The 5,833-nt window shown below is 70.8% G+C and carries 3 protein-coding genes; 1 reads left to right on the top strand and 2 read right to left on the bottom strand.

The features are described from left to right. Positions 1-120: 120 nt before the first annotated feature. Together KDM41_16945 and KDM41_16940 are read right to left on the bottom strand one after the other, a co-directional pair. Positions 121-1,416 carry a hypothetical protein gene (locus KDM41_16945; protein MCB1185112.1) on the bottom strand — a complete coding sequence of 432 codons (1,296 nt, stop codon included), beginning with the start codon at positions 1,414-1,416 and terminating at the stop codon, positions 121-123. Positions 1,417-1,490: 74 nt separating this feature from the next. Beyond that, positions 1,491-2,675, bottom strand: coding sequence for a PLP-dependent transferase (locus KDM41_16940; GenBank protein ID MCB1185111.1), 1,185 nt, complete (start codon positions 2,673-2,675; stop codon positions 1,491-1,493). A gap of 134 nt (positions 2,676-2,809) precedes the next feature. On the opposite strand from KDM41_16940, the gene KDM41_16935 reads away from it, so the two are divergent. Continuing rightward, positions 2,810-5,833, top strand: a 3,024-nt coding sequence (locus KDM41_16935; protein MCB1185110.1) for a S8 family serine peptidase, incomplete at its 3' end; no start/stop codon positions are given.

Here is a 5,833-nt window from a genome sequence, read left to right as displayed (position 1 = left end):
CGTTGCGATCCCTTGCCGTAGCTCCGGCTACGGCGGCGGAATCGCGCCTTGATCTCGGCCCGGCCAGGCGCACCGGGGACCAGAATGAGTTTTTCAACAGCCTGCTAGCGGGCGGTCGGGTCAGTCGGTCCGCAGCCCGTTCCCCAGCAACCAGGCTTCCCCGTACACCTCGCGCGGGAACAGCTTCGGCGCCAGCCCGAAGAGGAACTGCCGCAGCTTCAGCGCCACGTGGCTGGCCTCGTGTTCGCCGCACACCGTGCGCAGGTAGCTCTCGAGGGTGTGGATCTGGATCTCGACCGGGAAGCGGTAGGGCGCGCCGCCGCCACCGTCGCAGAGCAGGTCGATGTCGCCCTTGAAGACCTTGAAGTCCTTGCTGCTGAACGTGTTGAGGGCGGCGCCGGCCGGGCGGGGCAGGAGCGTGTCGGTCACGTTGCGCCAGCCGAAGGGCGTGCCGAGGCACGAGTCGAGCAGGACCAGCAGATCGGTCAGCGCGTCGTTGTCGTGGACGATGAACATGGCCCCGATGATGTCGCCGATCTCCTCGGGGTTGTTGATGCCCTTGCGGATCATCTTCGAGAGCATCGAGCCGCTCGTCTCGCCGCGCATCTCGCCCCAGCGCGCGTTCTCCACCACCCGCCGCCGCCCGTCGATCTCCTCGAAGCTGATGGGCGTCACCGAGCGCTTGAAGCGGCAGTTGTAGTAGAGGATGTCGAGGGCGACGCTGCGCCCGCCGCGGGTCTTCTCGACGAAGGTCGAGCGGAAGTCCCACACCATGTCGTCGGGGCCGGGGCGCAGGGTGTAGCGGATGCTGGTGCCGTCGTCGTCCATGCGGTAGCCCACGCGCAGGTCGTGGATCTGCTTCGAGTGCCGCCACAGGCCCTCGTTCAGCATCTGCTCGAAGGTGCTCTTGTGGCGGTCGCCGTCCTGGATGCTGCGCGACTGGTCGATCTGCAGCAGGTAGAGGGCGAGGGCCAGCTTGCGCCGGGCCTCGTAGCGCAGCAGCGGGCTGTCGCCGTGGATCGAGATGCCGAGCAGGTCGCGCACGTCCATGCAGCCGGTGATCACGGCCTGGGGCAGGATGGCGGCCTGGCCCTCGAGGGGCAGCAGGTTGATGGTCGAGGCCAGGTAGATGTCGGCTTCGCGCAGGTACTCGGCCGCCCGGTGCAGGAGGGTCTTGAGGGGCGGCAGATCGGCGTCGTCCTCGCCCACCGGGCCGAAGAGGCGCGCCAGTTCGTGGCGGTAGGCCTCGTCGCTCTTGAGGATGCGCCGGAAGGTCATGCGGATCAGGTACAGAAGCCGCGACCCCGACCGGGCGAAGTCGGGGTCGAGGAGGGGGTGGGCGGTGTGGTCGACCGCCCAGATGTCGGTCGTGGGGGCGCGGTTGATTCGCGAAGCGTCGACCCAGCTCTGGTTCATCACATCCCTGTCGGTGCCGGGGGGCGTTTGCGGTCGGCGTCGGGCGGGCCGGATGCGCCGGCCCGCCCCCCACACTAGATCATGTCGAGCACCCGCGCCAGATCGGCTTCCAGATCCTCGTACGATTCGCAGCCCACGGCCAGGCGCACCAGGTCGTCGGTGATGCCGGCCGCCTCGCGCTCGGCCTTCGGCATGCCCGTGTGGGTCATGCTGGCCGGATGCTCGATCAGGCTCTCGATGCCGCCGAGGCTGACGGCCAGGGTGGCCACCTCGACGTTGTTGATCACCGTCTTGCCCGCCTCGAGGCCTCCCTTCACGCCGAAGCTGAACACGGCGCCGGGGCCCCGCATCTGCTCCTTCATGAGCGCGTGCTGGGGATGGCTCGCCAGACCAGGGTAGCGCACCCAGTCGACCTTCGGGTGGTTCTCCAGGAAGGTCGCCAGCTTCATGGCGTTCTCCTGGGCGCGCTCCATGCGCAGGCCGAGGGTCTTGATGCCGCGCAGCACGAGCCACGCCTGATGCGGGTCCATGGTGCCGCCCATGTTGTAGTGCACCTTGCGCAGGCGGGCGAACATGGCCTCGTCCTTGGCGATGATGATGCCGCCGACCACGTCGGTGTGGCCGTTGATGAACTTGGTCACGCTGTGCAGGACGATGTCGGCGCCCAGGTCGAGCGGGTTCTGCAGGTAGGGCGAAGCGAAGGTGTTGTCGACGGCCACGACCGCGCCGGCGGCGTGGGCGATCTTCGCGCAGGCCTTCAGGTCGGTCAGGGCCAGGGTCGGGTTGGCCGGGGTCTCGAGGTAGACCAGCTTCGTGTTGCTGCGGATCGCCGCCTCGAGGTTCGCCGGGTCGCTCGTGTTCACGAACGTGCTCTCGACGCCGAAGCGCGGGTACTCCGTCTCGAGGATGGTGCGGCTCGGGCCGTACAGGCTCTCGGTGCCGACCACGTGGGCGCCCTGGCCGAGGATGGTCAGGTAGACGGCGTTGACGGCGGCCATGCCGCTGGCGGCGGCCAGGGCCCCGCAGCCGTGCTCGAGCTCGGCCACGTTCTTCTCGAGGGCCTCGATGGTCGGGTTGCCCAGGCGCGTGTACTTGTAGCCCGCCCCGCCCTGGAAGCACTCGGCACCGTGGTCGGCGTCGCGGAAGGCGAAGGTCGAGGTCTGGTAGATGGGCGTCGCGACGGCGCCGGTGTGCGGACAGGGGTGCTGACCGGCGTGGATGATGCGCGTCATCTCGCCGCGGCTGCGGATATCCTTCATGGGGGGACCTTCCTGAAACCGCCCGGAGGCGTTTGGACGTGTCGTTCAAGCGCCCTATAATATGGGGGCTGTGCCCCCGAATCGAAAGCCCGGACCGCCGATTCCGGCGCCATGTCCCCCCTTGGAGGTATCCTATGCGGTTCGCCCGCCCGGTTCCGTTCTCCCGACTGATCGCCCTTCTCGGCCTGGTGGCCGTCCTGGCGGCCGCCGCCGCGACCGCCGTCGCCGCCGAAGCCCCGAAGACCTGGCATTTCCTGCCCGCCACCGAGACGGGGGCCGACGCCTTCCGGGCCGCCGATCCGGCCCGGGACGGCCGGGGCGTGGTCGTCGCCATCCTGGACACGGGCATCGATGCCCACGCGCCGGGCCTGCAGCGCACCACCACCGGCGAGACCAAGCTCATCGACGTGCAGGACTTCAGCACCGAGGGGCACTGGGAGACGGCCGCGGCCGTCCTCGATTCGTCCGGCACCGCAGCGACTCCCGTCTACGCCACGGCCGACGGCCTGCTGCTGCGGGGCGCCCACGCCCTGCCGGTGCCGCCGACCACCGACGCCGCCTACCCGGTGCACATCGGCGTCATCAGCGAAGGGGACTTCCTGAACAACCCCGGCGTGCACGACCTGAACGACGACGGCGACACGGGCGACCGTTTCGGCTTCGTGGTCTACGCCGCGCCGCGCGCCGACGTGGAGGCGGCCCTGGGCGTGGGGGCGGGCTACGAGTTCCTGCGGGGGCTGAACGAGACCGCGGCCGCCACGGTGGCCCGGGAGCGGCAGTCGACCCACGTCTGGCTCGTGGTGGTCGACACCGACGGCAACGGCGACCTGGCCGACGAGACGCCGCTGCGCGACTACCGCGTGAACCACGACGTCTTCGCCCTGGCCAGCGACAACGCGCCCGACTCCCGCGCGCTCATGGCCTGGGAGGTGAACGTGCGCGCCAACAGCGACCAGCTGGGCGCGCCCCTGCCGCCGACCGTCGAGTTCCACTTCGACGACGGCAGCCACGGTTCCCACTGCGCGGGCATCGCCGCGGGCTTCGAGGTGGGCGGCCAGAAGGACCTGCACGGCGCCGCGCCCGGCGCCTGGCTCATGTCGCTCAAGATCGGCGACAACCGCCTTTCGGGCGGCGCCACCCGCACCGGGAGCATGAAGAAGGCCTACGAGTACGCCGCCGCCTTCGAGGAGAAGTGGGGCATCCCGGTCGTCATCAACATGAGCTTCGGCATCAACTCGGTGCAGGAGGGCGACGCGGCCATGGAGGGCTGGCTGAACGACCTGCTGGCCGAGCATCCGACCCTGTACGTGTGCACCAGCGCGGGCAACGAGGGCCCGGGGCTGTCGACGACCGGCCTGCCGGCCTCGTCGTACAGCGTCATCAGTTCGGGCGCCTACCTGGCCCCGGCCACGGCGGCCGACCTCTACGACGCCCGCCTCGAACGCCCGACCCTTTTCGCCTTCTCCAGCCGCGGCGGCGAGGCCTGCAAGCCCGACGTGGTGGCGCCCGGTTCGGCCATGAGCACCGTGCCCGCCTTCAACGACGGCACCGGCCGCTTCAACGGCACGAGCATGGCCTCGCCCCAGACGGCGGGCGTGGTCGCCTGCCTGGTGGGCGCCGCGCGGCAGGCCGGCCTGGACATCCACTGGGGCATGGTCAAGCGGGCGCTCATCGCGGGCGGCTCGCCGGTGCCCGGCCTGAACCTGAACGACCAGGGCGGCGGGCTGGTGAACGCGGGCGCCTCGTGGCAGGTGCTGCGGGATCTGGCGCAGAGCCGCTCGGCCCACGACGTGCTGTGGTACCGCATCGCCACCGAGGCTCCGTTCCAGGGTGACGGCAAGGCCGAAGCCGCCTACTGGCGCACGCCCGGCGGCATCCCCTTCGCCCCGGAGAAAGTCGCCTTCGACGTGACGCCCGTCTTCCATCCCGACCTCGGACCCGACGCGCGCGACGCGTTCTTCCGCAGCTTCCGCTTCCGCAGCGAAGCCGACTGGCTGCGGGTCGTCTCGGGCGACCGCTACATCCGCGGGGCGCGGGCGATGAGCGTGGTCTGCACCTACGACGGGGCGCAGCTGCGTGCGCCCGGCCGCTATGCCGCCCGGGTGATTGGCAGCCTCGACGGCGGCGACCTGTCGGGCCTCGCGGCGCGCGAGCTCTACCTCTGGAACACGGTCGTGGTCGGCGCGACGTTCGGTCCGGACGCGGGCTACATGCGCAGCTGGGAAGGCCGCGACCTCGTGCAGAGCGCGGTCGACCGCTACTACGTCGACGTGCCGCCCGGTGCCTCGACCATGCGCGTGCGCCTCGAGGTGAGCGGCGACACGGGTGCGCAGGACGGCGCCGGCGTCTACCTGGAGATCGACGATCCCGAGGGCACCGTGCGCGGCGGCTGGTCGGGGTACGCGCGAAAGACCGGCGACCAGATCCGCGACCTGTCCGTCGCGGCGCCCGAACTCTACCCCGGCACCTGGGAGCTGAACGTGGTCAGCGGCATCGCCAATCTCGACCGCAGCGACTACCGCCTGACGGTCTCGTTCGACGGCTACGAGGTCGACGCGTCGGGCCTCGCCGGGCTCGCGCCGAAGGCTCCGGGCAAGCCCGCCCGCGGAGCCCTGACGGTGACGCGCGTCTTCCCCGGCGTGTTCGAGGGCGAGGTGACGGCGGCGATCACCGGCTTCGCCGGCGAGCGCGAGATCGAGGTGAAGGACACCGACACCTGGGAGCTGCCGTTCACCCTCGACGCCACCACGCCCGCGGCGGCGTTCCGGCTGACGATGACGAAGAAGGTGGGCAATCTGTTCACCGACTGCGCCATCAACATCCTCGACGCCGATGGCCGGGCCGTGGTCAGTTCGGGCTTCGACGGCCTCGAGGGCGAGGCCGAGGTGGCCCTGCCCGCCGGCGCGGACAAGGCCACCTACACCCTGCAGGTGGTGGGCGCCTTCGCCCTGGCCGCCGACATGGCCGACTGGGGCTTCACCCTGGCCGAGGAGTACGACCTCGCCGAACCGGTGGCCGGCACGGTCAAGCGCTCCGGCGGCGGGGCCCTGAAGCTCTGGGCCGGCGTGCCCACCGACCTGTCGGTCGCCTTCGAGGGCACGTGGCCGGCGGCGCCCGCGGGCCTGGCGCCGGCGGGCTTCGTCGCGTTCCGCGACACC

It is taken from the genome of bacterium, assembly GCA_020440705.1.
Lineage (GTDB): Bacteria > Krumholzibacteriota > Krumholzibacteriia > LZORAL124-64-63 > LZORAL124-64-63 > JAGRNP01.
The sequence above is the reverse complement of the archived record's forward strand: the minus strand, read 5'-3'. Positions and strand labels throughout refer to the sequence as shown.

Excerpts from the sequence above, each read along its gene's own strand:
- KDM41_16945 (MCB1185112.1), bottom strand. The coding sequence starts at position 1,416 with ATGAACCAGAGCTGGGTCGACGCTTCGCGAATCAACCGCGCCCCCACG.
- KDM41_16940 (MCB1185111.1), bottom strand. The coding sequence starts at position 2,675 with ATGAAGGATATCCGCAGCCGCGGCGAGATGACGCGCATCATCCACGCC.